Here is a 26,297-nt window from a genome sequence, read left to right on the forward strand (position 1 = left end):
CATGTACGTGCCATCCTGGATGCCTACGCGGCCCGCGATGCCCGCATTCGGGTCGTCTATCGCACTGAAAACGGCCATCTCGCCGCCGCGACCAACAGCGCCCTCGCTGCGGCGACCGGCGAGTTCGTGGTTTTCCTGGCTCACGACGCTACCCTGGCGCCAGAAGCCCTCTTTCAGGTGGCGCTGGCGATCAATGCGCAGCCCCAGGTCGAACTCCTCTATAGCGACGAGGACAGCCTGGATCGCCGGGGCCGCCGCGTGCGGCCCATCGCCAAGCCTGGCTACAGTCCCTTCCTACTGCGTAGCCACAACTACATCTCACACTTGCTGATCATGCGTCGGGCCTTGGTGAACGGGCTGGGCGGCTGCCGGATCGGGCTGGAGGGGGCGCAAGATCACGATCTGGTCTTGCGCGCCGTCGAGCAACTCCCACCGCAGCATATCCACCATATTCCCGGCGTGCTCTACCATTGGCGTATCCATGCTGACTCGACGGCAGCCAGCACCAGGATCAAGAGCTATGCTGCGGCTGCCTCACGGCGCGCCGTGGCCGAGCACTTGCAGCGCGTTGGCGTTGAGGCCAGGATCGAGTCAGTGCCGGGTCGACCCTACATCCACTATGTCTGCTATCCCGTGCCGGCGCAAGCCCGCGCCAGCGTGATCATCCCCACGCGCGACCGGCTGGATCTGCTGAAGCCCTGTCTGGATAGCCTGTGGGCCGGCACCGATTTTCCTGAGTTTGAAGTCATCGTCGTGGACAACGGCAGCAGCGAGCCGGAGGTGGTGCGCTATCTGGCCGACCTGGCCGCACGGCCCAATGTGCGCGTGCTGGGTGATGACGCGCCCTTCAACTTCTCGGCGCTCTGCAACCTGGGGGCGCGGGTGGCGACGGGCGAGTTGCTCTGCTTCCTCAACAATGATATTGTTGTGACTCAACCCGCCTGGCTCCGTGAACTTGCCGGGTTGGCATTGCAGCCAGGCGTCGGCGCGGTCGGCCCGCTGCTGCGCTATCCCGACGGACGCATCCAGCACATGGGCATCGAGCTCAAGCAGCCCTGGGCCGCCCAACTGATCGGCCACGGTCGTAACTACGCTGAGGCGCAGCGTACCCTGGCGCTCTGCACGGTACGCCATGTGGTCGCAGTCACCGGCGCATGCCTGGTCGTCAGCCGCGCCGCCTTCGACGCCGTCGGCGGCTTCGATGAGCGCCTGCCGGTGGCGTTCAACGACGTGGATTTGTGTCTCAACCTGCATGCCGCCGGCTACTGGAACATCTGGACGCCCTTTGCCGAGCTGACGCATCACCACTGGGCCACCCGCGGCCGCGACAACACGCCCGAGCGAGAGGCGCGCAAAGCCCAGGAGGCAGGGTATTTGCATCAAAAGTGGGCAGAGATCATACCGTATGATCCATTTCGACCGGAGTGCTACCAGATAGCTCTGCCCTAAGATCGTTTTCGGCGCAAGGATGGCATCGGTCGTTCTCGATAATCCTGAGAAGATTGGGCACAGGACAATAATGCGCAAATTCATTGTCATCACCACGATGTTTTTCGTGGAAGATTGCGTAAAGTAGGGCACTGCAAGCCGAATGGCTGCTTCTTTTCTGGAACGGAGGACAGCGTATGGCGTGGAAGACACATCTGCGTCGTTGGGTTCGCTCGTTGGGTTGGGATATTGTGCGTTACCGACCCTTGTGGCCCACGCTACTAGGCGTCGAACGCCTGCCCATCCGCACGGTGCTGGACATCGGTGCCTATGATGGCGACACGGCGCGCGTTTTCCGGCGCTTCTTTCCTCAGGCCCACATTTATTGCTTCGAGCCCCAGCCGGAACCGGTGCAGGCGCTCACCGCCTGGGCCGCCACCCAGCAGGACCTGGTTCACGTGCTTCCCTTCGCGCTGGACAGCACCAGTGGCACCGCGAACCTTCACCGGAATCCGCAGCTACCGCGGATGGCCTCTTTGGCCGCTGCGCGCCCCGGCCACCCCAACCGTCTTCCGGACGCCATCACGCTCTCGATACCGATTATGCGCCTCGACGAAGCGGTCAGCGCCCATATCCCGCTGGTGGATGATCTGCTGATCAAGATTGACGTGGAGGGGCACGAGCGTGCGATCCTGGCAGGTGGCCCGATCACGTTGCAGCGCTGCCGGGCATGCATCATGGAGTTTCACACCCAGCATGCGTTCGACGGGCAGATGAGCCTCATGGAAGTCATCGCGGCACTTGGGGATTACGGGCTAGAGTATGGCGGCGTATTGCAACAGACGCTGCGGCAGGGGCGTGTACAGTACTTCGATACGATCTTTGTCAATTGGACACACGGCAGCGCGCTGAGGCCGAGATAGGGGGGCTATATGCACGCGAGCCAGCTTCAACCTTACCTGCCCTGTGCCGATCTGTGGGTGATCACAACCCACTATAACCCCGTTGGCTATGCCGCTAGGCGCGAGAATTACCAGCGCTTCGCCCAACCGCTGAACGAGGCCGGGATCAATCTGGTCACGGTGGAATGCGCTTTTGGCGACGAGCCGTTTGAGCTTGCGCCATCGCCGTCGGTGATCCAAGTGCGCGGGCGGGACGTGATGTGGATGAAGGAACGTTTGCTCAATCTCGCCATCGAACGCCTGCCGCCACATGTGACGAAAGTCGCCTGGATTGATGCTGACGTACTCTTCACCAACCCTGCCTGGGCGCAAGAAACGTCGGCACTCCTCGACACATGGCCGATTGTGCAGCCGTTCGAGACCATCTATATGCTCCAACATGGCGAAGTCACGCCCCTTAACAAGGGGCACCCGAGTTTTGCGCGACAGCAGTGCAACCGCTCGCGGCTACATAGTGGGAGGCATGGAGCACCGGGTGGTGCCTGGGCGTCCCGCCGTGCATTGGTTCAGCTTCACGGGATCTACGACACAGCTATCATTGGTGGTGGCGATGATCTGTGGATTCATGCCTCTGTCGGCAGACTACGCTCAGCCAGGGTATGCGGCGTCACAGGCGCACCGCGTCGGCGCCTCTGGCTTGTCCCGGCGGGCGTATCTGGTCGGCTGGAACGCATGCGGTGGCCCGCTTGGCTGATAGACTGGCGGGTGAGCCGTATCCGGTCGCAACTGCCTGCGCTCGCCGTCACCGAACCATTCCTGGCCCACTACCTGGCGTGGGCCACCGGTTGGTATGCTGCGGTGCGCGGGCGCATGGCATTCACGACAGGCGACGCGCTGCATCTCTGGCACGGCGCACCGGCAAAGCGCCGCTATGGTCCAAGAAATGGGATCATCCGCCGTCATGCCTTAAATCCCCGCACCGATCTGCGCCTCAACGCACAGGGCGTGTGGGAATGGGCCAGCGACAAAGAGGCGCTGCATCGTGAACTGGCCGAATATTTCCAGTCGCGCCGGGAAGATGATGATGCCGAATAACGCTCGTTCCCTGCTATTCCACATCATCTACACCCCCAATACCGTGCGCACCCTGCTGCCCTTTGTCGAGACGCTGCTACGCTGGTCTGATTGTGCATACTGTTTGGTGAGCAACGGCTGCGATGACGAGGAGATGAGCTTGTTGCGCACACGTTGCGCTGGCGAGCCGCGATTACGTTGGCGCAGTTTGCCCTGGCCGCGCAAGGTCGAGCATGGCCAGGCGCTGAATTTTCTCTTCGCCGCCAGCAACGAGCCCTCTTTCTGCTTCATGGACTCCGACATCCTGGCGACGGGGGACTTCATGGCGGAACTGCTCCCGGCGATGTCCGGTGCTGCGGGCCTCTTTTCGGCCTGGCCGATCACCATCAAGGCTGAGGAACGCATGCTGTCGGATGCTTGCAGCTTCATTGGCGGGCGCCACAGCCATACCGCGGACGGACGCTGCCTGGGCGGCTCGTATTTTGCCATCTATGAGCGGGCTGCGCTGGCTTGCGCCCTGGCTCAGGCCCCTGATGGTTTCAACCGGGGCTACTGGGCGCAGTTGCCCCGCCGAATGCGCCAGTTTTTGCGGAAGATCGGCCAGGAGCGGCGCTTCTACGACACCGGGCGCGTGCTCAATCTCTTTTTGCAGCAACAAGGTGGTGCGTTGCGCGTCCACGATTGCGCGGCGCTGCTCCATCTGGGCAGCTACAGCATCTACGCTGGGAGTGCCCAACGCACAGTGCCGCGCTGGAGAAGGCTAGCGCAAGCCGTCTTGCGACGAGTCCGCAACCAGCTGAACGGTCAGACGTATCGCGATGCGGTGCTACACCAGGTGGCGCAGGATCCCGTCCAGCGCAGTGTGGATCAGCGCCGGGCGCGACTGGCTGGCTATTTTGCCCGCCTGGCTGCTGCTCTCGCAGCAGGCGAGGATCTCCCTGAACCCGTAGAATTGCAGGATGCGGAACTCGATGATAACGTGAAGCGAGCTACGGCGATCCTGGCAATGGCCCAAAGCCAGCGGCAGGAAGCGGAGAAACTACCGTGAACGCAGTTGGAACCGCCCATATGCCGAGCTTGTCGCCAACTATGCTGAACTGGTGGCGATGACAGAAACAGATGAGGGTTTGGCCTTGCCAGCCGCGTGGGACTCTACTTTTTGAGGACTATTGACGTGACAGTTGTCTCGATCTTGATCGTTACCCACAATAGCGGCCGCGAGATCGGCGCGTGCCTGGACGCGCTTCAGCGCCATACGCGCCTTGACCACGAGGTCATCCTGGTGGACAATGCCTCCGGTGACACTTCCCTGGAGATCGCGAAGCAATGTGCGGGTGTTCGCCTGCTCGCGAATATGGAGAACATCGGCTTTGCCGCTGCGGTCAACCAGGCTGCGCGCCTGGCGCAGGGACGCTATCTCCTGCTGCTCAACCCCGATACACGAGTGCATGAGCAAGCCGTTGATCGGCTGGCAAGCTACCTGGACAACCGGCCCGCCGTGGGCCTCTGTGCGCCGCGGGTGCTGGCCCCTGATGGCCGCATCCGCCACAACTGCTTTGCCTTCGAGACACCGTGGAGCTTTTTCTGGTTTGGCGTTGGTGTCGGGCCGCTGCGTCACCTGCGCAACTGGATGCTACGCCGCAACCGTTGGGACATCGCCGCCGCTACGCCACAGCAGGTCGAGGCGGTCACCGGCGCGGCCATGTTGGTGCGGCGTGATCTGTTCGAGCAGCTCGGCGGCCTAGACGAGCGCTTTTTCATGTATTGCGAAGATGGCGACTTTTGCCTGCGAGCCCGGCGGGCCGGCTGGCAGACGCTGCTGGTGCCGGATGCGGTTGTCACTCATATTGGTGGAGCCAGTGCTCCGCTGGATGCGCCGCTGCTCAACGGGATGCTCGGCGAACATCTGCTGCGCTCTCGCTACCGCTACACGTGCAAATACTGGGGCCATCGCACCGCGTGGCTGCTGCGGTGGGCTTACGCTGTGATCGGCGCACTCTGCTGGCTCGGCGGTCACGTGCCCTTGACCGGCACCACAGGAGCCAAACTGAAAGCCCATGGGCGCTTACTCTGGGTGACGCCGATCCTCCGAACCGCTCTTGATCGCACCCAGGCCGACAAGCCCCAGCCGACCCAGAAGAGATAAGGGAGAGACCAATGCTGGCACGACTTCCCGATTTCATCGTGCTCGGTGCCCAGAAAGCAGGCACCACTGCGCTGCGCCATGTGCTGGCACAGCACCCGCAGATCTACTTGCCAGACTTTCCAGAGCCTGCCTTCTTTGCATTCGAAGGTGGAGCACCAGCCTTTATCGGCCCCCAGTCACCTCGTTCACGCTTTGGGTTAATCCCTAGCATCAACGCCTACACTGCCCTCTTTGCCAAGGCAAGCCCGCAGCAGGTGATGGGTGATATCTCTAGTCATTACAGTTACTGCTGGCCTGAACGCACCGCTATCTGCATGCACCATTATATACCTGACGCCCGCCTCATCGCCATCCTGCGCCACCCAGCTGACCGCGCCTACTCCGCCTTCAACATGATGCGTCAGAAAGGGCTAGAGCCGCTGGCCGATTTCGCTGCGGCCCTGGCCGCCGAGCATACCCCAGCGCGGTCTCGTTGGACGCCCGACTTCCACTATCGGCGCAACGGCCTCTACTACGCCCATCTTGCATCCTATTTTCGCCTGTTTGGTGCGCAACAGATCCGCATCTTTCTCTACGAGGAATGGACGGCGCGACCGTCCTGGGTGCTCGCGGAAATCTGCCGGTTCCTAGGTGTGGCAGAGCCGCCGCCGCTCGACGTGAATCAACGCCATCGTGAGTCTTTGCGCCCCCGCAGTATGACGGCCCTGCGAGTGCTGCACCGGGGGCGGCGCGTGATCGAGCCGCTCCGCGACATCATGCCTGGCTGGCTGCGGGCGCGCCTGCACGCCTGGCTATGGGTACGACCCGCGACAATGGTGCCAGCGGTGCGCAGCGACTTGACGACAAGCTATGCAGCGGATATCCATATGCTGGAGGGGTTGATCCAGCGGGACTTGGGCCATTGGCTGGCCGATGATCCAAGTCCCGACAATTCGGTGGAAGATACCAGATCAAGAGGCGTCAATGACTCTTCCTGACTGCGCCAAGTGGTGGCACCCTGAGTCCCAAATGGCCGACGATCCAGTGGCACCGCGATAACATCCGGGGATGTTAACGGCGTTTACATCTCTGATAAATATCGTTACGTCTATATTGATAATCCCAAAACCGGCTGCACCTCGCTCAAATCGGCCCTACTCGAACTGGAACTACGGGATACCTCAACAACCTTTGAACTGTCAAATTTCAGATTTATCCACGGCTGGGCATCTCTCCCCATTTGGCCCAATCGAACCCTGACCAACTTGGTGGCGCAAGGCTTCAAATTTTTTAGTTTTGTCCGTAACCCTTACACCCGGCTGGTTTCGTGTTATCTCAATAAGTTTGAGAACAGTACCAGGCCTAACCGTTATATAACAACCTGCCTGCCCAATAAAAAGCCGCCCGAGAATTTTGCCGCTTTTGTGCATCAAATCACACTACAACAGAACCATAAAATGAATCCCCACTGGCGTCCACAAGTAGCTAACCTGACCTTCAGCGCCATTCCCTACACCTTTATTGGCCGTTTTGAAAACTATGCCAAGGACTTTGCCCTCACCTTTGCCACTATTGGCGTCAATCAAATTGACGCCCCCGCTCTGCGTCATCTGAATCAAAGCCAGAGGAATGGACGGGGAATGGGTGATTTTTATGATAAGGAATTGCAGGAACTGGTCTACCAACGCTATCTGGCCGATTTTGAGACATTCGGTTATGATCCAGCCCTGCCGGAGAGGGACTGATGCCTGCAACTGCCGTACAATCAACTGCCTCAACAAACAACCGACCGGCCAGTCGTTGCACCGTGCTAATGCCGGTTTTTAACTGTGAGTTGTATCTGGCGGAGGCCATCCAGAGCATACTGGCCCAAACCTACTGTGATTTTCACCGCTTTATCACGCCTTGCGCCAACACCCTCAAATTTTTATGTCGCCCCAAAAAGAACCGGGCTTCTTTGCTTTTGATATTCACCCATGCAATTTTGAGGGGCCGTTGTTGCCGCATAAATATTTTCAAAACCCACCAGATTGGCCCACTTACCTGGCCCTGTTTGCCGGAGCAGTTGCCCAACCGACCCGGGGTGAAGCCTCCACTTTTTACAGTTATTGCTGGACAGAGCAAACAGCGGCGCACATCCGCCGGATCGGCTACACTTGTTGCGCTGGCGGGGCTGCGCGGCGGCGGCAAGCCGACGTTGACCAGCGCGATCAATCGGATATACTTGCATGCAATGCGCGGGGCTGCGCGGCGGCGGTAAGCCGGCGTTGACCAGTGCATTGTAGCCGGGTATACTTGCACGCAATGCGCGTGGTCGCGGTCAGATGCCCACGCTGCATGGGTCCCCCTGGGCAAGCGCAATGCCGTATGCGAGCGGGCACATATGCGCACCGAATGACAAAGCCATTGAAGGGAGCGTGGCATGGTGGTGGTGCAGAAAATATGAACCGCGGAACAATGACGATTGACCACCTGACGATGACGCACCGTTCCCCGCGGGGCGCCGTCATCGCGTTGGCCGACGTCTCATTCACCGTGGCGGCGGGCGAGTTCGTCGCGCTCGTCGGCCCGAGCGGCTGTGGCAAATCCACGCTGCTGCGATTGGCCGCCGGGTTGCTCACACCGGACGGCGGGACGATCGCGTTTGCCGCTTGGCCCAAGCCACCCAAACGCCGACTGGTGTTTCAGGATCACAGCTTGTTCCCGTGGATGACCATCCGCGACAATGTCGGGTTTGGGCTGGAGATGGATGGTCTGTCCAAGCGAGAGCGGCAAGAACAGGCTGCGGCCCAGTTGGTGACCATGGGCCTGACGGACTTTGCCGAGCACTATCCTCACGAGTTGTCGGGTGGCATGCGCCAGCGTGCGGCGATTGCCCGCGCTTTTGTGACCCAGCCGGATATCCTCTTGATGGACGAGCCGCTGCGCGCCCTGGATGCCCAGATGCGCCTGGTGATCCAGGAGGACCTGCTGGCCTTATGGGAACGTAAGCGGCCGATGGTACTCTACGTCACGCACGATATCGAAGAAGCGCTGTTGCTCGCCGACCGGGTATTGGTGATGAGTGGGCAACCGGGGCGCATCCGGGAAGAGATCGTTCCACCCTTTGGTCGTCCCCGCGACCTGACGGGACGCAGCCATCCTGAAGTTGAGGCGTTGAAATGGCACATCTGGAGCATGCTGGAACAAGAAGTCAAACAGAAGCTCCAAATCAAGGGGACGTCATCAGCATGACAGCGGGCCAGGCCACGCCGCAGCTAGTGCGGGACGAGCGCTGGCTGTCAGCCATCGTCATCCTGGGTGCGCTGGCCCTGTGGGAGATCGCGGCGCGTGCGGGCTGGATGTCTGGGCTGTTCTTCCCGCCGCCTTCGACCATCCTGCTGACCCTGGGCCGCATGATGGTAACCGGCACGCTGTGGTCGGCACTGGTGCTCACGCTCTCCCGGTTGGCGCTGGGCGTCCTCATCGGCGCGAGTGCCGGGCTGCTGCTGGGCTGGACTATGGGGGCCAGCCGGGGCGTGCGGGTCGCGCTCGAACCCATCATTGCCGCGCTGCATCCCCTACCCAAGCTGGCGATCTTCCCGATTGTCCTGGTATTGTTGGGCATCGGCGAGGCGTCAAAGATCGCGCTGGTAGCGCTGACGGCCTTCTTCCCGCTGGTGATCAACACGCTGGCTGGGGTGCAACAAATTGACCATACCTATTGGGAGGCCGCCGCCAACTACGGTGCCAGGGGGTGGGCGCTGGTACGGCGGGTGATCCTGCCGGGCAGCCTACCGATGGTCATGGTGGGGCTGCGACTGGCGGTAAATACCGCGTTCGTGGTGACCATTGCCATCGAGATGCTCTCAGCCCGCGCAGGCCTGGGCGCGACGATCTGGCTCGCGTGGCAGACGCTGCGTGTTGATGAGCTTTATGCCATCCTGATCGTGATTGCTTTCTTGGGCATTGTTGCCAACAGCCTGTTGGTTACGGTGACTCGCCGACTGGCACCCTGGTGGATTGAGGTCAGGGCATAGCCAGAGTGCGAGGAATTCTTGCCCAGCCAAGAACCGGTGCTTCCGCAGTTCAGGAGAGAAATAGCTTTCATGTGTAGTATCAGTGGTGTCTGGAACTTGGATAATGCACAGGTTGACGTCGAGCGCGCGCAGCGGCTTTCGGATGCCATGAAGCACCGGGGGCCGGACGGATATGGCATGCATGTAGATCGTGCGGCCGGCTTGGTGTTGAGCAACAATTTGGCGTGAAGCCGCTCTACTACCGTTGTGATGAACGGCGCTTTGTTTTTGCCTCAGAGGTCAAGGCTTTCTTGGCGTTAGATCGATCCACCCCCAACATCAACCTGGCGTATTTGGCTACTTCGATTTCAACACAGCAGTATCTGCTTTCGACGCCTCAGACGTTGCTGCAAGATGTCAAGCGATTAGAGGCGGGGCACAGCCTTATCCGTTTTGGCAACCTTGCACCAAATCTCCAACGCAGAAGTGGATCGGGGCAACCTTTATCCGGTAGTGGTTTCACCGCGCGCATACGTCGCTACATTTAGCGATGTGCTGCGCGACGAAGGTCCCATGGCGAAGTTGCTGATCGAACAACTGGGTGTTGAGGCGCACTATGGGCGGGTATACCCGCTGCTTGCCCCAGATGACCTGGACCGGATGTTGTTTCACGCCGAAGATATTCATTCCATTCATCCGGCGAATTGGTCTATCTACCAGTCAATGAGCCACGACAATGTGCGGGTTGCGATGACAGGTGATGGCAGCGATGAGCTCTTTGTGGCCTATCCACCTCACCTTGAGGCTGCTATCGCCGAAACTCTGCTATACCCACCGCAGCCGTTTCGCTATCTTCAGCTAAGAAAACTCAAAGCTGCCATAGTGTCCGAGGACAATGCCTTGCAGAGCACAGGCTGGCGAAAAGACCTTCAGGCTAAAGGGTCAGCCCGTCGTCCAGCAGGCAGGGCAGGGCAATCGGTTGTCGAGACGGGCTATACAGGATACCCTGTTCCAGGCGCTGATCTGCTGATGGTTGACACCCTTGCGCTTGACTTTCCCAACTTTGTCGCCGACCAATCCAATCTGCCCGAAAAGCGGCTCTTGGCCAAGCAGCTCTACTTCGATTTTCATTATGGCATCCTGCCGTGGATTTTGCATCTTAAGGATATGATTTCGATGGCGCACGGCGTCGAAATTCGTTCGCCGTTTATGGATTGGCGTATCGTTTGTTTCGCCTTTGCTCTACCAAGCAGTAGTCTCATCGGTGAGATGGCGACCAAGCGTGTCTTGCGCGAGGCTATGCGTGGTACCCTGCCGGAGGCCATCAGGCAGCGCAAAAGCAAGGTGTCTTTTGTCAGTCATGAAGGAAGCGCCTTCTGGCAAATGCGGACACTGGTGCTGGAGACGATTCATTCGCGTGCTTTTCTTGAATCGCCCTTATGGCCGGGCAAGCGTATGCAACAGCTTATCGAGAAGACCTACCGGGACCGCGACAAACTGAATACCGAGTTTTTCTGGCGTTGCGTCAAGGCCGCCCGTTTGGTGGCTGCTTTTGAAGCACATGCCAAGCGATGAATGCTATACCTTCCGAATGTAGACCATATTGGAGAGCGTAATGCGTAAAGAATATCGAATTCTCGTGGTTGGATTGCTCGTAAGTATTTTCTACTCAGCCTGCGTCCCCGTCCCACCACCGCAAGCTGCTGCGCCTGCCCCCAAAACGCTCAAAGTTCTCATCTTGCCCTTCCTCTCTTTTGCGCCCTACTTCATCGCGCAGGAGAACGGCTACTTTGCCGAACAGGGGTTGGAGGTTGAGTTTGTCCAAATGCAGCAAGGGACAGAAGCAATCCCGGCCCTGGTGCAAAGTCAAATTGATGTCTATGGGGGATTCATCAATGCAGGGTTGCTAAACGCCATCTCCCAAGACGTCAACGTGAAGTTGGTGGCCGACAAAGGCTACATCGCCACCACCAGTTGCGGTGCCGATGATTTCATGACCCCGCAAAACAAAGCCATCCAGTCGGCGCTGGCTGACGCAAGTCAGCGCGCCAACCTGCGTTTCTCAGCCAATACCGCTTCGGTGGAAGGTTATTTCATCAGTCAACTCGTTGCGCCTTTCGGCATGACCTTGAACGATGTTCGAATCGAGTACATTGCTGATCCTGCCGCCGAGTTGGACGCACTCAACAACGGCGCGATTGACGTGGCATTGGTGTCAGAGCCCTGGGTCACCCGGATCACCCAGGCCGACGCTGGCCAGGTCTGGCAGCCGGTCAGCGCCATTGCTCCCGATTTTCAGTCTGGGATCATCGCCTTTGGCCCAACGTTGTTGACTGAGGATCGGGCTGCGGGTGAACGCTTCATGGTGGCCTATCTGAAAGCCGTGCAGAAATTCGCCGAAGGAAAGACGGATCGCAACGTGGCGATCATCGCACAGTACACGAAACTGGATCCGGCATTGCTGCGCGATATGTGTTGGACGACCTTTCGGGGCGATGGTTCGATCAATACGGCGAGTATTACCGAGTTTGCCGATTGGGCAAGAGAAAATAACTTGTTGGACACCGTGCCAACACCAGCAATTTTTTGGGACGGCAGTTTCGTCGACTTCGCCAATAAGGCGCTCGGCACGACACCCTAGCTCTGCCCACCTGTGACATACGCTTCAAGGAAGACAATGGAACACCATCGCGACTTTGACCAAATCGCCCAGGAATACGATTTCTGGATGAGTACCGTTAATGATCCAGCGCACTATTTGGGATTGTTGAAACTTCTGCCAGCCGACACCGCGTCTGTGTTGGATGTCGGCTGCGGCGCGGGCCAGTTGGCGCTTTTCCTGGCGGATTTTGCCGACCAAGTCACGGGTCTTGACATTTCCTCCGCTATGATTGACCGGGCAAAACAGGGTCAGGCAGAGCAGCACAAGGAAAACATTGAATTTTTGGTCGGTGATATCGAGACGTATGCAGTCGATCACACAGGCTATGATCTCGTTGTCAGCGACTACGCCTTGCACAACACCGATCTGGAACGCGCTTTGCCCAACCTGCGGCGGCTTGTGCGGCCAGGTGGGCGGCTCTTCGTGCGTGACCTTGTGACTGACGACGCGCAGCGCTGGCAATCGGCGACCTGGCAGCGTTGGCGCGCGTTGCAAGACGCACCCGCACTGTGCCGACAGCATGGTTGGCAAGCTATGGGGCGCATCCTGCGCTTTCGTTTGGGTTCTGCCTGGGTCGAACATGTGCGTCACGATAAAATATTGAAGGCATCCGTCGCGCAGGCGATCTACAGGCGGTTTTTCCAGGGTTGCGTGCTGCGCGTTGAAGGGCAGGAGATGACCCTCCTGTGGGAAGCACCACCTCCAGCTCTGGTTGCCACGCAATCTGCCGACACGCAACCGGAATCCCAACCAACAAGGATATCCGACCAACCACGCTTCCAGCCGCCGCCCCCGTGGCCGGAGGAACGTTTTCCCAAAAGCCAGGCCGAGACCTCGATTGTGCAGGTATTCGAAGCGCGGGTCGCACAGCATGGCGATCGACAGGCAATCCGGGCGGGTGACAAGACGCTGACTTACGCCGAACTCAATGCGGCTGCCAACCGCCTGGCCAGGGAGATCGTCCAGCGGTGCGGCACGGTGGAAGAACCGGTGGCGATCCTGTTGTCGCAAGATACATCCATCCTGGTTGCGCTGTTTGCCGCGTTAAAGGCGGGCAAGGCGTATGTGGTGTTGGATTCCGGCCAGCCAGCGGAGAGGCTGCGCGAATTTCTGTTTGATGTGCAGGCCAGGATCGTGGTTACGGCGGCCTGGCATCTTGATGATCTGGCCGCCCTCGTCCCCGCTGATTGCCATATTGTGAACATGGAGCAACTCGACCCGAACCTGTCGGCTGACAACCTCGATGTGCGCATCACCCCAGATCACCTGGCCGGCATCTTCTACACCTCTGGATCCACCGGGGAACCCAAGGGGATCCTCCGGCAGCACCGCCAGATTCTGCACTCAACCTGGCATAACACCAACGCCTACAAGATCACGTTTGAAGATCGCCACTCACTTTTGGGTTTTTGCGGCCATACCGCCACGGTGCCGGACATCTTCGACAGCTTGCTCAATGGGGCAACCCTCTGCCTCTTCGAACCGGGCCAGCACAGCCTGTCGGAGATGTCAGATTGGCTGCTCCAAGAAAAGATCACCCTCTTTCATCCACCGGTAGAGCTATTTCGCCGCTTTCTCACCGCACTGCACGGTGTGGGGAATTTCCCGCATATCCGGATGGTTATCCTTGCGGGCCAGACTGTACTCCCTCAGGACGTGACCCAATACCGCAGCCACTTTAGGGCAGAATGCCTCCTGCTTCACCGTCTGGCTTCTACCGAGACCGGTTCTGTTGCCCATCTGCTGATCGATAGAGGGACGCCCATTGGCGACCGTGTGCCAGTAGGTTATGCGACAGCAGACAAGGAAATCTTGATCCTCGACGAGGCACGACAGCCGGTAGGGGTGGGAGAAATTGGAGAGATCGCTATCCGCAGCCGCTACCTCGCTTCTGGTTATTGGCGCCAGCCGGAACTGACTGCGGCCAAGTTCATCGCCGATCCAGGCGGTGGGGATGAGCGGGTCTATCTGACTGGCGATATGGGCCAGTTGGCAGCGGATGGTTTGTTGGAACATTTGGGACGCAAGGACCTTTTGGTCAAAATTCGCGGCTATCGGGTTCAGCTAGAGGCTGTGGAGGCCGCGCTGCGCGCCTTGTCCTTTGTCCACGAAGCCGCTGTGGGTGTCTATGAGGCGGCTGGCAGCAGCCAGAGACTGGTGGGATATATTGTCCCGAAAGCGGCGCACTCTCCCAGCGCTAGTGACCTGCGTTGGCAACTCAGTCGCAGCCTGCCGGATTACATGATTCCGACAGCCTGGGTGATGTTGAGCGAACTGCCCATGACTGCCACCGGCAAAGTTGACCGGCGTTCGCTGCCGTTGCCGAACTTTACACGCCCCGATCTGGACACGCCCTTCGTCGCCCCGCGCAACGAACTTGAGCAGCAACTCGCCGTCATCTGGGCCGAGTTGTTGGAATTGGACAAAGTTGGTGTGGAGGATAACTTCTTTGAGTTGGGCGGGGATTCGATCCTGGCCATGCGCATGGTGCTGGCAGTGGAGCGGGCGACCGGGCGAGCCGTGCCAACCGAGTTCTTCCCGGAACCGACGGTGGCGAAACTGGTGGAGAAGATTGTGCTAAGTGTTGAAGCCTCCCACTCCACTGCAATCCTTACCAATTTGAAGCAGTCCACCGGATCGTCCAGAAACCAGGCACGCTCGTTTCGGCGCAGGTTACGCGCTCAAATGATCGAAGTCGGCCCGCAGTGGCGTAGGCACGCATTGCCCTACGGCCTGGGCGTGCGGCTGCAACGCCTGTTGGTAGCGCAACCTTTTGTGCGTCAGTGCTATGCGAGACAATTAGCGCTGGTGGAACGCTGGTCTGAGGAACTCGGCATAGATGGTGACAGCGAGGAGCGTCTCACCATCAGCCTGCTGGCCAACACTTGGGTGGAGTGGCGAAAACGCGCACTATCTCACCCCGGTAACTCAGGCGCCTGGTACAATGTGAATGATCCTTACCACGTTCTAGCAGACAGTCTAACATCGTCAGCAGGGATTGTGCTTGCTGTGCCTCATGTTGGGAGACTGGGAACGGAGCTACTGGAGCTCTGGAGATTAAGCGGGCGGGAAACTTCCATGGTTGTTGGCGGGGCACAAGTGGGTACGAAACGACGATCCGAAATGCTTTTGCATGCCCTGCGTATTTTGCGGTGGCGCGGCGTAGTTATGGTGGCAGCAGATGGTTTGCAGGGCAATCAAAGCGTTGACGTGCCTTTCTGGGGGCGCTGTCGGCCCTTTCAAATTGGCGCCGCTGAACTGGCAGTGACCACGGGCGCGGCTTTTGTGCCCGTCTATTTTCGTTTTGAACCAACCGGGCGCATAGAAGTAGAGATTGCCGCGCCCATCATCCCGCAGATGACGACACCGCAGACGCAGATCAGGGAGCTAACTGAGCGTTACGGCACCGACTACGCAGCTCGCTGGCCGCAATTTTTTGCCTCCATGCGTTGGCATCATCTGGCATACAATTTAGACCGACCAGAATGGTAGGAGGGCAAAACGTTGATGCGGCCGAATTTCTTAATCATCGGCCCACCCAAGTGTGGAACGACCGCGCTCTACGTCACCCTGGCCCAACATCCGCAGGTCTTCATGAGCCAGGTCAAGGAACCCTACTTCTTTGCCTTCGATGGCCAGCCGCCAACTTTTGTCGGGCCAGACGCAGATTATTACCACCGGCAAGCCGTAACAAAGTGGGAGGCCTACCAGTCCCTCTTTGCTGAGGCGGACGGCTATGTAGCGTGCGGCGAGGCATCTCCCCTCTACCTGACTAACTATCAGCCGGAGCGCACGGCTGCCAACATCCGCCGCCGACTGCCGGATATGCACTTGATTGCCATCCTGCGCCAGCCAACTGACCGTGCCTATTCTCAGTTCAGCTTCCGTCGGCAGCTAGGCTTTGAACCACTGACGGACTTTCGTGATGCCCTTGCTGCAGAAGATCAACGGCTTGCTGCTAACTGGCCACCGGGCTGCCGCTACTGGCGCAATGGGCTATACTTCACCAACTTGACGCCTTACTATGCTCTGTTTCCGCGCACGCAAATCCGGGTCTATCTCTATGACGATCTGCTAAATCGACCTGCTTCTATGTTGAACGACCTGTGCCAGTTTCTGTGCATTGATCCGTCGTTGATGCCTAACACAGTGGTTAGGCGTAATGTGACAATCTGGCCGCGCAGTCAGGTATTGAGTCTTCTTCTGCGCCATGCTGGGAGGTACAGAGCGCTATTACCCACCTATCTGCGTCGCACGTTGGGCCACCATCTGCGCGCATGGAATCAGACGAAGCCGCCACCCATCGATCCAGGCCTGCGCTGCGAACTGAGCAAGAGCTATCGAGACGAGATTATGCGCCTGCAAGATCTCATCGCCCGTGATCTGGGTCATTGGGTAGCGAAACTATGAGAAACTGCCTGATCCTCGGCTCTGGGCGCAGCGGCACCAGCATGGTCGCCGGCACATTGGCGCAGAGCGGCTATTTCATGGGAGGTCATTTGTATGCCCCGCGCCACGCGAACCCGAAGGGTTTTTTTGAGGACCATGAAATCAATACCATCAACGAAGCAATCTTGAAGCCACTCACGCCCTGGGTTCCGCCGCGCTTTCGCCCCGGCGTCCTCCATCGCCTGCTCTGCCGGACGATTTTCTCACGACGTTTCACGAATGACGGTCGCTGGCTGGCGAAAATTCCGGTAGGTGCTTCTGTGACATCATCGTCTACCATTGATGCGCGTATCCAGGCGTTGACCGCACGTGCACCCTACTGCTTCAAGGATCCGCGTTTCTGCTACACGCTGCCGGTCTGGCACCCCTGGCTAAGCAACACTCGATTTGTCTGCGTTTTTCGTGATCCCACGATTTCGGCGCAAAGCATGTTGCAAGAGTCGCAGGACGTCTCCAAACTGGCGCGGCTGAAGCTCACCTATGCCGATTGCCTGGAAGTGTGGCGGCTCATGTACACTCATGTGCTTGACATCCACAGCCACCAGGGGGAGTGGCTTTTTCTGCATTACGATCAGGTGCTGGATGGTTCCGGGCTGGATCGCCTAGCGGCTTTCCTGGAGGTGACGCCGGATCGCTCTTTCCCTGAGCGTGCGTTGCGGCGCACGCAACCAGCAGAAGAGATGCCGGACGATGTTCGTATGGTTTATGAGCGTCTTTGTCAAAGATCCTCAATAGCACCAGAGGTGATTTCATCATGAATTTTGTTGTGTATGGTCAGGCTCGTACCGGTAGCACCCTGCTCGTCAGGCTCTTGCAGTCCCACCCACAGATACAGTGCGCTGGCGAGATTCTGAGCCGGGGTCGCTGGCACCGTCATGTGAAGCGTTATTTGCATACGATGGTACGGCATATTCCGGAACCCTATGTACTTTGGGAAGCCAGCCGCACGGCCAAAGATACCTTTGGCTTCAAGTTGCTGCACAATCAAGTGCCGGTCTCTCCTCGCCTGATGTCCAATTTGCATCGCCACGGGTGGCAACTCATCCATATCCAACGCCGCAACCTGTTCGATGTGGCAATCTCGCGGCAAGTTGCCGAGCGGAAGCGACACTGGGGCGAATACAAGCCATCTCTGCAAGAGGATCGTATCGAGATACCGCCCGAGGATTTCTTGCGTCAGCTTCAGCAGTGCGTTGCTCTCAGACAAAAGGAACGCTATACGCTCGCTGACCTGCCCCACCTCTCGGTCGTCTATGAAGACGACCTATTGCACGAGGAGGACAGGCAACGCATCTGCACCAGCATTTTCGCCGCTCTGTGCATTGCGCCACACCAGGTCGCCACAACCAAAAAGCGCAGTTGGGATCGCCCATACAGTGAACTGGTTACGAACTACGCTGAGTTGCAGGCCTTGATGGAGACGGAACAGGGTCAGACGTTCAAGGTGGAATGGGAAAAGAACAAATGAGACTTCAAAGGATTGGTGATTGACCATACACAGCAAGATCTGTAGAGTTACAGAGGATTGAGATGCCCCTTCGCATCACCGCCGCCATCTGCACCCACAACCGGGCCAGCATGTTACCTGCCGCCATCGAGAGCCTGCTCACCCAGACTCTGCCAGCAACCGACTACGAGATTCTGGTGATTGACAATGCGTCCACCGATGCGACGCCGCAGATCATCCAGCGCTATCTCAATGCACCGGGCAGCGTGACGCTACGCAGCGCAGTGCAGCCTGTATTGGGTCTGTCCCACGCCCGCAACCTGGCCGTGGGGATGGCGGAGGGCGAGATCATCGCTTTTCTTGATGACGACGCTGTAGCCGATTCAGCGTGGCTCGCTGCACTGTTGGACGCCTATGCTATGCATCCTGATGCCTGGGCGGTAGGAGGCAAAGTGCTTCCCTTGTGGCAGGGCAAACGTCCGCGCTGGCTGACAGACGATCTCCTGCCACACCTGTCAATGCTTGATCTGGGTGCCGTTGTCCGACCGCTGCAGAAAGGAGAGGCGTTGTATGGAGTCAATTTTTCATGCCGACGCTGTGCATTCGACGCGATCGGCCTGTTTCGCTCCGATTTAGGTCGGCAGGGCATCGCCTTGCTTGGCAGTGAAGAAAGTGAGTTTCAACAGCGCGTCCTGCAGCATGGTCAGGCTTTGCTATATACTCCCCATGCCATTGTCAAACATCGGGTTATGGCTGAACGTCTGCAAAAACGTTACTTTATTCGACGGGCCTATGGTAAAGGGCGTACTAACGCACGCCTGATGATGAGCCATGCTCAGCAACGCTGCACAATAGGGCGGCGGATTATACGGGGATGGCTTGGTATTGCCCGACAATGGCTTATGTTGGGACTACATCCTCTGGACAAAGGCAAGCAGTTGGATTGTATGCAGGTTACCGCAACCTGGTTGGGCTTTACGTTAGAAGCAGTAACATACAGGCATAGGTATGATGATACCTGACAGGATTCTTCTAAACTCCGCGTATGATTGACGACAAAATACGTGTTTTTGCCAACAACGAACTAATGCCCAGGAACTGGTCAAACGAAGGAGCGTTAGGGGGGCGCATCTTCAATCCGGCGCTCACCGTCTTCGATGCACAGTTGCTCATGGCTTACCGCGTTGTCACTGCGGATGGGAAACGACGTTTGGCTATCTGCCGCCTCGACCCGAGACTACAAGTAATCCCCGGATCGGTGGTTTCGCTCTCTGATTCGATCCAAAACGGTGGAGCATGGCATGCCGATGGCCGTTTCTGTACGGTGGGTGAGCGGCTGTTTTTACACTACAACGACGGCTGGCGCAAAGATGGCAACCACATTTTTCTGGTGGACATCGACCCGGATACGTTGGAAGCAGCTTCCCCAGCCCGTCAACTCGTGATGGATGGCCCACGACGCCTTGTCGAGAAGAATTGGATGCTGTTTGAGCATGATGGTGAACTGTGGGCCATCTACACCATCGCACCACATATTGTGCTCAAGGTTGAGCCTGATAGGGCAGGTACTCTTTTGTGCCGTCCTATCTTTTGCACAGCATGGCCTACCGACAGTTACACGTCCCTTTTTGGCCCGTTGCGGGGTGGTGCGCCGCCGCAGCGCTATCAAGACGGCTACATCTCAGTGTTTCACTCCTGCTTCCCTGTGCGACGCGTCCGATCGATGCTCCGACGGTTGCTTGGCAAAAGCCCTAGCCAGAACATCCGTTATGTCGCTGGAATATATAGCTTCAAGGCATCGCCGCCCTTTGCACCCCAGTGGCTACATCCACGCCCAATCCTTCAACCACCGTCGTTCCTACGCCGTCAGCATCCGCCAATGGACAACCGTGTTGAACGCGTCGTCTATCCTTGTGGCAGTGTGTTCTATAGAGATCGATGGTTAGTCTCGTTCGGCGTAGACAACGAATACTGTTGTATCGCAGTCGTAGACGAGCATTCAATATGAGCAATCTGCCCGCAGTGCGGACATATCACTGGTTGCAAAGTAGTGTGGTGCAAAACGTAGGTGACTATGCCGGAACGCTCGTGCTCAAACAGATGGGCTTTCAAGCCGTCACTCGCTATGCGCACCACAGCCGCATCATCAACCCGGGTCGTTGTCTGCTCCCAATTGGTTCAGTCTTGTATGATCGTACGTTTCACAACATCCCCGAACCGGTGGATGTGTGGGGGTGTGGCTGGCGTGGGACAGCTTTGCATCCAGACTTCGCCCTGCGGGTGACCTTTCATGCCGTGCGTGGACCTCAAACAATTGAAGGGCTTGGCTTACCGCCCAATACACCGCTTGGAGACCCTGCACTGTTGTTGCCACATTTGTCAACGATTGCGCCCAAACACCATGGGCGTACATTGGTTATGCCTCACTATTTCCGTACATACGCGCTCTCGGCCAGACAACGTTGTCTCAGTACTGGTTGTGCAATGATGGTACCGTCTCGCATTATCGGTAGACCGGCGCAAGGGAGGCGTCCATCGCCAAGAGGCCTGGGGAGCATGGTACGAGGGTTCTTGGCACTCGGTATACCGATCTACAGCGGAACACAGGCGATCCATATTATTGCGGGTGCAGGCTTCATTCTAACAGGCAGTTTGCATGGTGCGATTTTTGCGCAGGCATATGGCGTCCCTTGGGCGGCCTATGACGATGGGTATATAGACGTACCGGCCAAGTGGTTGGACTGGGCTGCTTACCTGGGCATTCGCCTTGATTTCGTAAAAGACTTGCGCGAAGGTCAACATTGGTGGCAAGTAGAAGGACGACACGGGAAGGTACGCGAGCTAGAATCTCTTTTAGGAGCCTTCCCGTATCCTGTCTAGCTCACACCTTATTGTGACATAAAATATGTACACCAATCTCACTACGTCTGTTGGCTTTGGCACTAGTGATCTGATGCCAGCACAATGGCATTGCAAAGCGAAGAATGGTCGTTACAGTCTCTACAACCCCGCCCTTACCCACTTCCGTAACCGACTGCTCATGGCCTACCGTGTCGATTTCGGTTTCGAGAAGCCGTTCCGGGTTGCCACGGCTATCTGCGTGCTCGATGAACGCCTGCAGGTGGTTCCCGGCTCCGTCGTGGCCCTATCCGATACGATCCGCTGTGAGGCTGCCAATCACTACGATGCACGGTTTGTCGTCTTCGGCGACCGACTCTTTGTCCATTTCAATAATGACTGGAATACGGTGCCTAATCAGATTTTTCTTGTGGAACTCGATCCTGATACGTTGCAGGCCCGCTCGCCAGCCCGACTCCTCGCCTTGGAAGGGCCGCGCCAGCCGTGCGAAAAGAACTGGTTGCTCTTCGCCCACGACGGGGAACTCTTTGCGATCTACCAGGTCGCTCCCCACATCGTGTTGCACGTCGACCTGGCTGGCAGCGGGCCGATTCGTTGCCGACCAGTCTATCGCACGGCATGGGATACGACAGCCTATGCCCGGCGCTACGGTGAGTTACGCGGTGGCACGCCCCCGGTGCGGATCGGCGAGCACTACATCTCGATTTTTCATTCACGCACGCATCCGCAAAGTCTGGCTCCGGGCAAGCCTTCCCCTGCGGTCGCAAAGCTCAAGCGCATGCCCTGGTTGCGCCAGATCAAGCGCTGGCTGCGTGAGCACTTCGCTCCTGTACGCTATTACGGCGGCGTCTATGCCTTTGCCGCCGAGCCGCCTTTTGCCCCCACGTTCCTCCGCCCCACTCCGATCCTCTGGCCGGAACGTGAAGGGCCACGCCAGCGTCCGACGGCAAGCCACATGGCACCACGCCGCGTCGTCTACCCGTGTGGGCTGGTTCAGTTGGACGATGGACGCTGGGTGGTCTCCTACGGCATCCATGACGAGCGGGCCGCGCTCCGGGTCTTCACCCGCCAGGAGATCGAAGGAGGTCTCGAGAGCGAACCTCAAGGATCTGTGACATGAATACGTTTCACCCTGCTGCGGCCTACGCGCCGTGTGACGATCTGTGGGTCGTGACGACCTATTACAACCCGGCGCGCTATCAGACCAAGCGCGCCAATTACGAGTACTTTGCTGCGCCGATTCGTGCGGCAGGCATCCCCTTCATCACGATTGAGTGTGCGTTTGGCGATGAAGCATTCGAATTGACAGCCGGCCCCGCTGTCATTCAGGTGCGCGGGCGCGATGTGATGTGGGTGAAGGAACGGCTGATCAACCTGGCAATTTCCCAGTTGCCATCACATGTCACAAAAGTGGCCTGGCTGGACGCCGACATCCTCTTCACCAACCCGGAATGGGCACAGCAGACCTCGGCACTGCTCGACCGCTGGCCGCTGGTACAGCCCCAAGATCGGGTCGGACGCATGGCGCGCGGGCAGATGGTCTTTCGCGGACGAACCCGCCGCAGCTTCGCCTGCCAACTCCAGCGTCGCCCCGAGTCGGCCCGGCTCGGCGGCGCGGCCCACGGACAGCCAGGCATCGCCTGGGCCGCACGGCGCGACCTCATCGCAGCGCATGGCTTGTACGATGCAGCGATCCTTGATGGCGGGGATGAGTTATTCGCCCATGCCGCCGGCGACAGTCTGAGCAGCCGCTGCGTTCGAGGGATTGCGTGCGCCTATCTGCGTCGTCGTCCGTATGTTGTGGAGAAAGCCCTCAATCGCCTGTTGCGGATCCCCTGGCCGCGCTGGCTCGCGCATTGGTATCTGGCCCACACCAACGCGTCGCCGGTTGCTGCGCCAGACGAAGCCTTCTTCGCTCATTATCTACACTGGGCACAACCATTTGCCGACGAGGTGCGAGGCGCGATCGGCTGTACACCAGGGATGGCCCTGCACCTCTGGCACGGCGATCCGGTCAACCGGCAATATGGCCACCGGAATGCCATTCTAAAGCGCCACCACTTCGATCCCGCCACTGATCTGCGCCTCAATGAAGATGGCCTATGGGAATGGGCGAGTGACAAGTTCCAGCTTCATCAGGAAGTCAAGCACTACTTCTATGCACGTCGTGAGGATGAATAAGTCAAGGTGTCGCGATGACCAATTTCGTAATTTTTGGAACGGCCCGTAGCGGCAGTCAACTGCTGGTCAGCTTATTGAACTCACATCCTGCCATCTGCTGTGAGTTAGAGATTCTGCGTCTAGGCCAGTGGCGACGCCCTCTCAGGCCACTGGTGTATCTCTGGCAACGAATACCGTATCCCTATTTTATCTATCGCAGCCGACTTATGCGCAAACGCACACAAAAAGGGTTGTATGGCTTCAAACTGTTTCCCTATCAGGTAGCGGCCCCAGCATCAGTGGTGAGAGAGATGCACAGACGTGGCTGGAAGATCATTCACCTTCAACGTCGATCTTTGTTTCAGCAAACATTGTCAGGCGCTGTCGCAGGTCAGACGCGATGGTGGCATGGCCGCATCGGTGTAACCGTCACCCCACCCGTAATCACCATCGATCCGAAAGCTTTCCTCGCTTCATTGCTTGATATGCATAATCAGCGGGAGCAATGCACCCATGCACTGGCAAATGTTGAACACCTGGATATCATGTACGAAAATGACCTCGAAGATGCTGCTCAATGGACAGCCACGATAGGAGGTATTTGTTCGTATCTTGGTGTGACGTCTGCACCGGTACGCACCAGACTCACAAAACCCTGGAGTCAACCGTACCGCGAAATTGTCTCCAATTATGATGAGTTGGTCGAAGTCTTTGAACAGGGCGGCTTCCTTAACACTCCACATGCAGCGATGGGTGTATCGTCTTCCCAATCAGACGCGTAGTGCCAAATGATGTTCAAACCTGCCTCACCTCACGCCGCGAGGACGGATAAGCTTCCAATAGTAGCGTACCAGCCATTTCAGTGGACGCTCCCCGCGTAGCCAATAGCGTAGGGGGAGGAGGTTGCGCAACGGATGCTGTAATTGACACATCGTCACCGGTACAGACCGTCCCAAAACCGCCATGCCGGAAAAACTGCTGCCCACCGTCCCAACAAAGTAGTCCGTCTGGCGCAGGAGCCACAAGTCTACCAACGCGTCGTGGATGGCGATCGGCTCGCGGCGGTCGAGCGACCGTGGGGTTGTTGCGACGACACGCTCACCATAGCGTTGCACGAATCTGGCCCGCACACCTTCGGTGGGTACCGCTTTACCGGAGTACTGATTCAGCGCCCCGTCGTCGGTGCAGAGCAGTATCCCTGCGTCCGGAGCCTGGGCCAGATAGGCGTCAACGGCCCGCATCGCGGTTGCGGTATTGTCCGCGATGATTGGTTCAAAGACCCGAAAATCACCGCGGCGCAGATGCACCCCGATCATCCGCGTGCGAAATGCTTCGGTCTGAAAAGCCTCAACCCGAGCTATGATCGTCTCGATTGGCTGCATGAGGGCAAGCAATTCCCCCATCCGATGCTGGAGGTCTTTATGGGCGGGAAAGCGCTGGGGCATCAACAGCGAATGCGACGTCCACAAGGAGATCTGCGGCACATCTGTTGTCAACAGGTTATACCTGACCCGTTCACGGCTAAATGTATGTCGCCGGTTCGCCCACTCCTCATCAGTCACATCGTATACCGGCCACGGGTTGGCAAAAAGCTCTGCAAAGCCGGCGGCGCAATCCTTCGTGCGTGGCCAGAACATGGTGAATTCTCTGCCCGTTGCCTCGGCCAGCGCCATGCCCGAGAGCAGCACGCGCAGGCGGTTGCAGAGCCCGGCAGTACTGGCTACCATCAGCGTGCGGAGGGGCGGTTCACCGATGGGTTGGTGCATTCTGATCTCGATTCTGGGCAAGTGGCGGTGGTAGGCGCGGTGTCAGACGCATGCTGTCATCCTGGATCAGCACATCCCAACCGCCATCGCGTTCGATCATCGACACCACTTCGGCAAGAGGCGGATAGCCGAAGCGTTCCTGGAAGAGCCGGACATCATCAATGATGATGACGTGCCCCAAACGTGGCACCGCAAAGAGATGAGTCAATTCTGCCAGGATCGGCGTCACCAATTCGCCAGGCGGCTTCTGGCCGGGATTGCCGTGACCGTCCAGCCAGAAGAGGGCTGGTTCGTGCAGACGAGCGATGATGCTCGGCAAAAGATCGGTGCTATCCCCACAGAAAAGTTCAATCCTCCGATTGAAACGAAAGCGCCGCCGCACCTTCTTGTAGCGTACGGGATCTAACTCAATTGAGTAGAGCCTGGTAAAGACCTTCTTGAGGGCTGACAGCATATGCCCATGCTGCGTGCCGGTTTCCACCAAGATGTGCAGGTGATATGTGGCCGCATAGTGACGCAGTATCTCTGCTTTAACCGCATGGGGTGGCGGCACAGGTTTCCCGCATGCCAGCCATCGGTCGATGTGTGTCTTGCTGTAGCGCTGGCGGTGCCAGGCATACACTCGTTCGATAAACGGGGTATACCAAATGAGCACCTTAGCATACCGCTTGAGCTTTTTGTATACGACTGATGAATGCGTCTTACTCGGCAGCATTCGTTTCCACTTCCGTCACTACGCTCAGCCTTGCTCGCCCTCTCGCCCCTCCAAATACGCACGCAGCGCCGCTACCGGATCGGCTGCGCTTGCGAGCAGGTCACGATGATAGAAGAAAAGGAGGCCCAGCGGCTTTTGCCCGCGCTCCTCTGGCGTCATCTGGTCGTACCCTTCGGTGTACCACCGCACCAGGTTGCGCAAGAAACGCTCCACGTCCCACCGCTCGCGGCGTTCAGTCACACGCCTGGCGTACAGATCGTGATACCAGAAGAGCAACCGCTCGAAGGAGAAGCTGCGCAACTGCGCTTCCGCCAATGCGAAAGACATCGAGCGCACAGTCGAACACCTTGGTCTGCGTCGCGGCAATCGACGCCTGGCAGACGACGCAGACCAGTGGCTGCGCAAAGTGGATGGTATCATACATGCCCATAGCGGTCTCCTCCGGTGTAGCGCGAGTCCAGCCTGTCGTATGCGGATACCAGGATCAAACCATCCCACGGCAAGGCACCGTGTAGGGGCGCAGCAGCCCCCAGCGTCCCCTTTGCCGAACACGCCCCCCTCATCGCTGCTGCGCCCACGGGCGTATCGGCGGCGCACCCTACCCCTGATGACCCGTCGGGGCCAACGCGGGCACATATGCGGATACCAGGATCAAACCATCCCACGGCAGGGCACCGTGTAGGGGCGCAGCAGCCCCCAGCGTCCCCTTTGC

At 58.3% G+C, this 26,297-nt stretch carries 26 protein-coding genes; 23 read left to right on the forward strand and 3 right to left on the reverse strand.

The annotated features are described in order from the left end of the window. The 23 genes from EKD05_RS22570 to EKD05_RS22680 all read left to right on the forward strand — a co-directional run. Positions 1-1,449, forward strand: a 1,449-nt coding sequence (locus EKD05_RS22570) for a glycosyltransferase family 2 protein (RefSeq protein ID WP_129677420.1), incomplete at its 5' end; no start/stop codon positions are given. Positions 1,450-1,625: 176 nt separating this feature from the next. Continuing rightward, the gene (locus tag EKD05_RS22575) at positions 1,626-2,351 is read left to right on the forward strand and encodes an FkbM family methyltransferase (RefSeq protein WP_129677422.1); all 726 of its coding nucleotides are present in this window, start codon (positions 1,626-1,628) and stop codon (positions 2,349-2,351) included. Between the two features lie 9 nt (positions 2,352-2,360). Then, positions 2,361-3,425 carry a hypothetical protein gene (locus EKD05_RS22580; protein ID WP_129677424.1) on the forward strand — a complete coding sequence of 355 codons (1,065 nt, stop codon included), beginning with the start codon at positions 2,361-2,363 and terminating at the stop codon, positions 3,423-3,425. Then, positions 3,373-4,452, forward strand: coding sequence for a glycosyltransferase (locus tag EKD05_RS22585; RefSeq protein WP_129677426.1), 1,080 nt, complete (start codon positions 3,373-3,375; stop codon positions 4,450-4,452). Before EKD05_RS22580 ends, EKD05_RS22585 begins: the two co-directional genes overlap by 53 nt. Positions 4,453-4,578: 126 nt before the next feature. Continuing rightward, positions 4,579-5,550 carry a glycosyltransferase family 2 protein gene (locus tag EKD05_RS22590; protein WP_165360907.1) on the forward strand — a complete coding sequence of 324 codons (972 nt, stop codon included), beginning with the start codon at positions 4,579-4,581 and terminating at the stop codon, positions 5,548-5,550. A gap of 11 nt (positions 5,551-5,561) precedes the next feature. Beyond that, on the forward strand, positions 5,562-6,527 hold the full coding sequence (locus tag EKD05_RS22595; protein ID WP_129677430.1) for a sulfotransferase: 966 nt from the start codon (positions 5,562-5,564) through the stop codon (positions 6,525-6,527). A gap of 87 nt (positions 6,528-6,614) precedes the next feature. Continuing rightward, positions 6,615-7,274, forward strand: coding sequence for a sulfotransferase family protein (locus EKD05_RS22600; RefSeq protein WP_255427262.1), 660 nt, complete (start codon positions 6,615-6,617; stop codon positions 7,272-7,274). After that, positions 7,274-7,789: a glycosyltransferase family A protein gene (locus tag EKD05_RS26540; RefSeq protein ID WP_205704053.1), complete on the forward strand. Its 516-nt coding sequence runs from the start codon at positions 7,274-7,276 to the stop codon at positions 7,787-7,789. The genes EKD05_RS22600 and EKD05_RS26540 overlap by 1 nt, the downstream gene beginning before the upstream one ends. Before the next feature lie 182 nt (positions 7,790-7,971). Next, positions 7,972-8,763 carry an ABC transporter ATP-binding protein gene (locus EKD05_RS22610; protein ID WP_129677435.1) on the forward strand — a complete coding sequence of 264 codons (792 nt, stop codon included), beginning with the start codon at positions 7,972-7,974 and terminating at the stop codon, positions 8,761-8,763. Continuing rightward, entirely contained in the window at positions 8,760-9,548 is a 789-nt protein-coding gene (locus tag EKD05_RS22615) for an ABC transporter permease (RefSeq protein WP_165360908.1), read from the forward strand. The genes EKD05_RS22610 and EKD05_RS22615 overlap by 4 nt, the downstream gene beginning before the upstream one ends. A gap of 224 nt (positions 9,549-9,772) precedes the next feature. Next, on the forward strand, positions 9,773-10,075 hold the full coding sequence (locus tag EKD05_RS22620; protein WP_165360909.1) for a hypothetical protein: 303 nt from the start codon (positions 9,773-9,775) through the stop codon (positions 10,073-10,075). Between the two features lie 25 nt (positions 10,076-10,100). Beyond that, a complete protein-coding gene (locus EKD05_RS22625) occupies positions 10,101-11,102 on the forward strand; it encodes an asparagine synthase C-terminal domain-containing protein (protein WP_129677441.1) in 1,002 nt (333 codons plus the stop codon). A gap of 40 nt (positions 11,103-11,142) precedes the next feature. Further along, positions 11,143-12,168, forward strand: a complete 1,026-nt coding sequence (locus EKD05_RS22630; RefSeq protein WP_129677443.1) for an ABC transporter substrate-binding protein — start codon at positions 11,143-11,145, stop codon at positions 12,166-12,168. Between the two features lie 36 nt (positions 12,169-12,204). Then, entirely contained in the window at positions 12,205-15,681 is a 3,477-nt protein-coding gene (locus tag EKD05_RS22635) for an AMP-binding protein (protein ID WP_129677446.1), read from the forward strand. A gap of 15 nt (positions 15,682-15,696) precedes the next feature. Beyond that, the gene (locus EKD05_RS22640) at positions 15,697-16,599 is read left to right on the forward strand and encodes a sulfotransferase (RefSeq protein WP_129677448.1); all 903 of its coding nucleotides are present in this window, start codon (positions 15,697-15,699) and stop codon (positions 16,597-16,599) included. After that, entirely contained in the window at positions 16,596-17,396 is an 801-nt protein-coding gene (locus tag EKD05_RS22645) for a sulfotransferase (RefSeq protein WP_129677450.1), read from the forward strand. Before EKD05_RS22640 ends, EKD05_RS22645 begins: the two co-directional genes overlap by 4 nt. Then, positions 17,393-18,106 (forward strand): sulfotransferase, encoded by a 714-nt coding sequence (locus EKD05_RS22650; protein ID WP_129677452.1) that lies wholly within the window; start codon positions 17,393-17,395, stop codon positions 18,104-18,106. The genes EKD05_RS22645 and EKD05_RS22650 overlap by 4 nt, the downstream gene beginning before the upstream one ends. Positions 18,107-18,168: 62 nt before the next feature. After that, a complete protein-coding gene (locus EKD05_RS22655) occupies positions 18,169-19,107 on the forward strand; it encodes a glycosyltransferase family 2 protein (protein WP_129677454.1) in 939 nt (312 codons plus the stop codon). 23 nt (positions 19,108-19,130) lie between these two features. Next, positions 19,131-20,093 (forward strand): hypothetical protein, encoded by a 963-nt coding sequence (locus EKD05_RS22660; protein WP_129677456.1) that lies wholly within the window; start codon positions 19,131-19,133, stop codon positions 20,091-20,093. Continuing rightward, a complete protein-coding gene (locus EKD05_RS22665; protein ID WP_165360911.1) occupies positions 20,090-20,965 on the forward strand; it encodes a polysaccharide pyruvyl transferase family protein in 876 nt (291 codons plus the stop codon). The genes EKD05_RS22660 and EKD05_RS22665 overlap by 4 nt, the downstream gene beginning before the upstream one ends. Before the next feature lie 25 nt (positions 20,966-20,990). Next, the gene (locus tag EKD05_RS22670; RefSeq protein WP_129677461.1) at positions 20,991-22,064 is read left to right on the forward strand and encodes a hypothetical protein; all 1,074 of its coding nucleotides are present in this window, start codon (positions 20,991-20,993) and stop codon (positions 22,062-22,064) included. Then, positions 22,061-23,125, forward strand: coding sequence for a hypothetical protein (locus tag EKD05_RS22675; RefSeq protein WP_129677464.1), 1,065 nt, complete (start codon positions 22,061-22,063; stop codon positions 23,123-23,125). The genes EKD05_RS22670 and EKD05_RS22675 overlap by 4 nt, the downstream gene beginning before the upstream one ends. A gap of 14 nt (positions 23,126-23,139) precedes the next feature. Continuing rightward, positions 23,140-23,886 carry a hypothetical protein gene (locus tag EKD05_RS22680; protein WP_129677466.1) on the forward strand — a complete coding sequence of 249 codons (747 nt, stop codon included), beginning with the start codon at positions 23,140-23,142 and terminating at the stop codon, positions 23,884-23,886. 24 nt (positions 23,887-23,910) lie between these two features. Here EKD05_RS22680 and EKD05_RS22685 read toward each other — a convergent pair whose 3' ends face one another. The 3 genes from EKD05_RS22685 to EKD05_RS22695 form a co-directional block, all read right to left on the reverse strand. Then, positions 23,911-24,870 carry a hypothetical protein gene (locus EKD05_RS22685; protein ID WP_129677468.1) on the reverse strand — a complete coding sequence of 320 codons (960 nt, stop codon included), beginning with the start codon at positions 24,868-24,870 and terminating at the stop codon, positions 23,911-23,913. Next, a complete protein-coding gene (locus tag EKD05_RS22690; RefSeq protein WP_129677470.1) occupies positions 24,851-25,324 on the reverse strand; it encodes a hypothetical protein in 474 nt (157 codons plus the stop codon). Before EKD05_RS22690 ends, EKD05_RS22685 begins: the two co-directional genes overlap by 20 nt. Before the next feature lie 285 nt (positions 25,325-25,609). Further along, entirely contained in the window at positions 25,610-25,921 is a 312-nt protein-coding gene (locus EKD05_RS22695; RefSeq protein WP_129677472.1) for a hypothetical protein, read from the reverse strand. Between the last annotated feature and the right edge of the window lie 376 nt (positions 25,922-26,297).

The sequence above is a fragment of the Candidatus Chloroploca sp. Khr17 genome, assembly GCF_004138165.1.
Classification (GTDB): Bacteria; Chloroflexota; Chloroflexia; order Chloroflexales; family Chloroflexaceae; genus Chloroploca.

Coding starts and splice junctions, on each gene's coding strand:
- EKD05_RS26540 (WP_205704053.1), top strand. CDS start 7,274: ATGCCTGCAACTGCCGTACAATCAACTGCCTCAACAAACAACCGACCG.
- EKD05_RS22690 (WP_129677470.1), bottom strand. CDS start 25,324: ATGCTGTCAGCCCTCAAGAAGGTCTTTACCAGGCTCTACTCAATTGAG.
- EKD05_RS22630 (WP_129677443.1), top strand. CDS start 11,143: ATGCGTAAAGAATATCGAATTCTCGTGGTTGGATTGCTCGTAAGTATT.
- EKD05_RS22645 (WP_129677450.1), top strand. CDS start 16,596: ATGAGAAACTGCCTGATCCTCGGCTCTGGGCGCAGCGGCACCAGCATG.
- EKD05_RS22610 (WP_129677435.1), top strand. CDS start 7,972: ATGAACCGCGGAACAATGACGATTGACCACCTGACGATGACGCACCGT.
- EKD05_RS22635 (WP_129677446.1), top strand. CDS start 12,205: ATGGAACACCATCGCGACTTTGACCAAATCGCCCAGGAATACGATTTC.
- EKD05_RS22640 (WP_129677448.1), top strand. CDS start 15,697: ATGCGGCCGAATTTCTTAATCATCGGCCCACCCAAGTGTGGAACGACC.
- EKD05_RS22615 (WP_165360908.1), top strand. CDS start 8,760: ATGACAGCGGGCCAGGCCACGCCGCAGCTAGTGCGGGACGAGCGCTGG.
- EKD05_RS22680 (WP_129677466.1), top strand. CDS start 23,140: ATGACCAATTTCGTAATTTTTGGAACGGCCCGTAGCGGCAGTCAACTG.
- EKD05_RS22675 (WP_129677464.1), top strand. CDS start 22,061: ATGAATACGTTTCACCCTGCTGCGGCCTACGCGCCGTGTGACGATCTG.
- EKD05_RS22685 (WP_129677468.1), bottom strand. CDS start 24,870: ATGCACCAACCCATCGGTGAACCGCCCCTCCGCACGCTGATGGTAGCC.
- EKD05_RS22595 (WP_129677430.1), top strand. CDS start 5,562: ATGCTGGCACGACTTCCCGATTTCATCGTGCTCGGTGCCCAGAAAGCA.
- EKD05_RS22670 (WP_129677461.1), top strand. CDS start 20,991: ATGTACACCAATCTCACTACGTCTGTTGGCTTTGGCACTAGTGATCTG.
- EKD05_RS22625 (WP_129677441.1), top strand. CDS start 10,101: ATGGCGAAGTTGCTGATCGAACAACTGGGTGTTGAGGCGCACTATGGG.
- EKD05_RS22575 (WP_129677422.1), top strand. CDS start 1,626: ATGGCGTGGAAGACACATCTGCGTCGTTGGGTTCGCTCGTTGGGTTGG.
- EKD05_RS22665 (WP_165360911.1), top strand. CDS start 20,090: ATGAGCAATCTGCCCGCAGTGCGGACATATCACTGGTTGCAAAGTAGT.
- EKD05_RS22655 (WP_129677454.1), top strand. CDS start 18,169: ATGCCCCTTCGCATCACCGCCGCCATCTGCACCCACAACCGGGCCAGC.
- EKD05_RS22650 (WP_129677452.1), top strand. CDS start 17,393: ATGAATTTTGTTGTGTATGGTCAGGCTCGTACCGGTAGCACCCTGCTC.
- EKD05_RS22660 (WP_129677456.1), top strand. CDS start 19,131: ATGATTGACGACAAAATACGTGTTTTTGCCAACAACGAACTAATGCCC.
- EKD05_RS22580 (WP_129677424.1), top strand. CDS start 2,361: ATGCACGCGAGCCAGCTTCAACCTTACCTGCCCTGTGCCGATCTGTGG.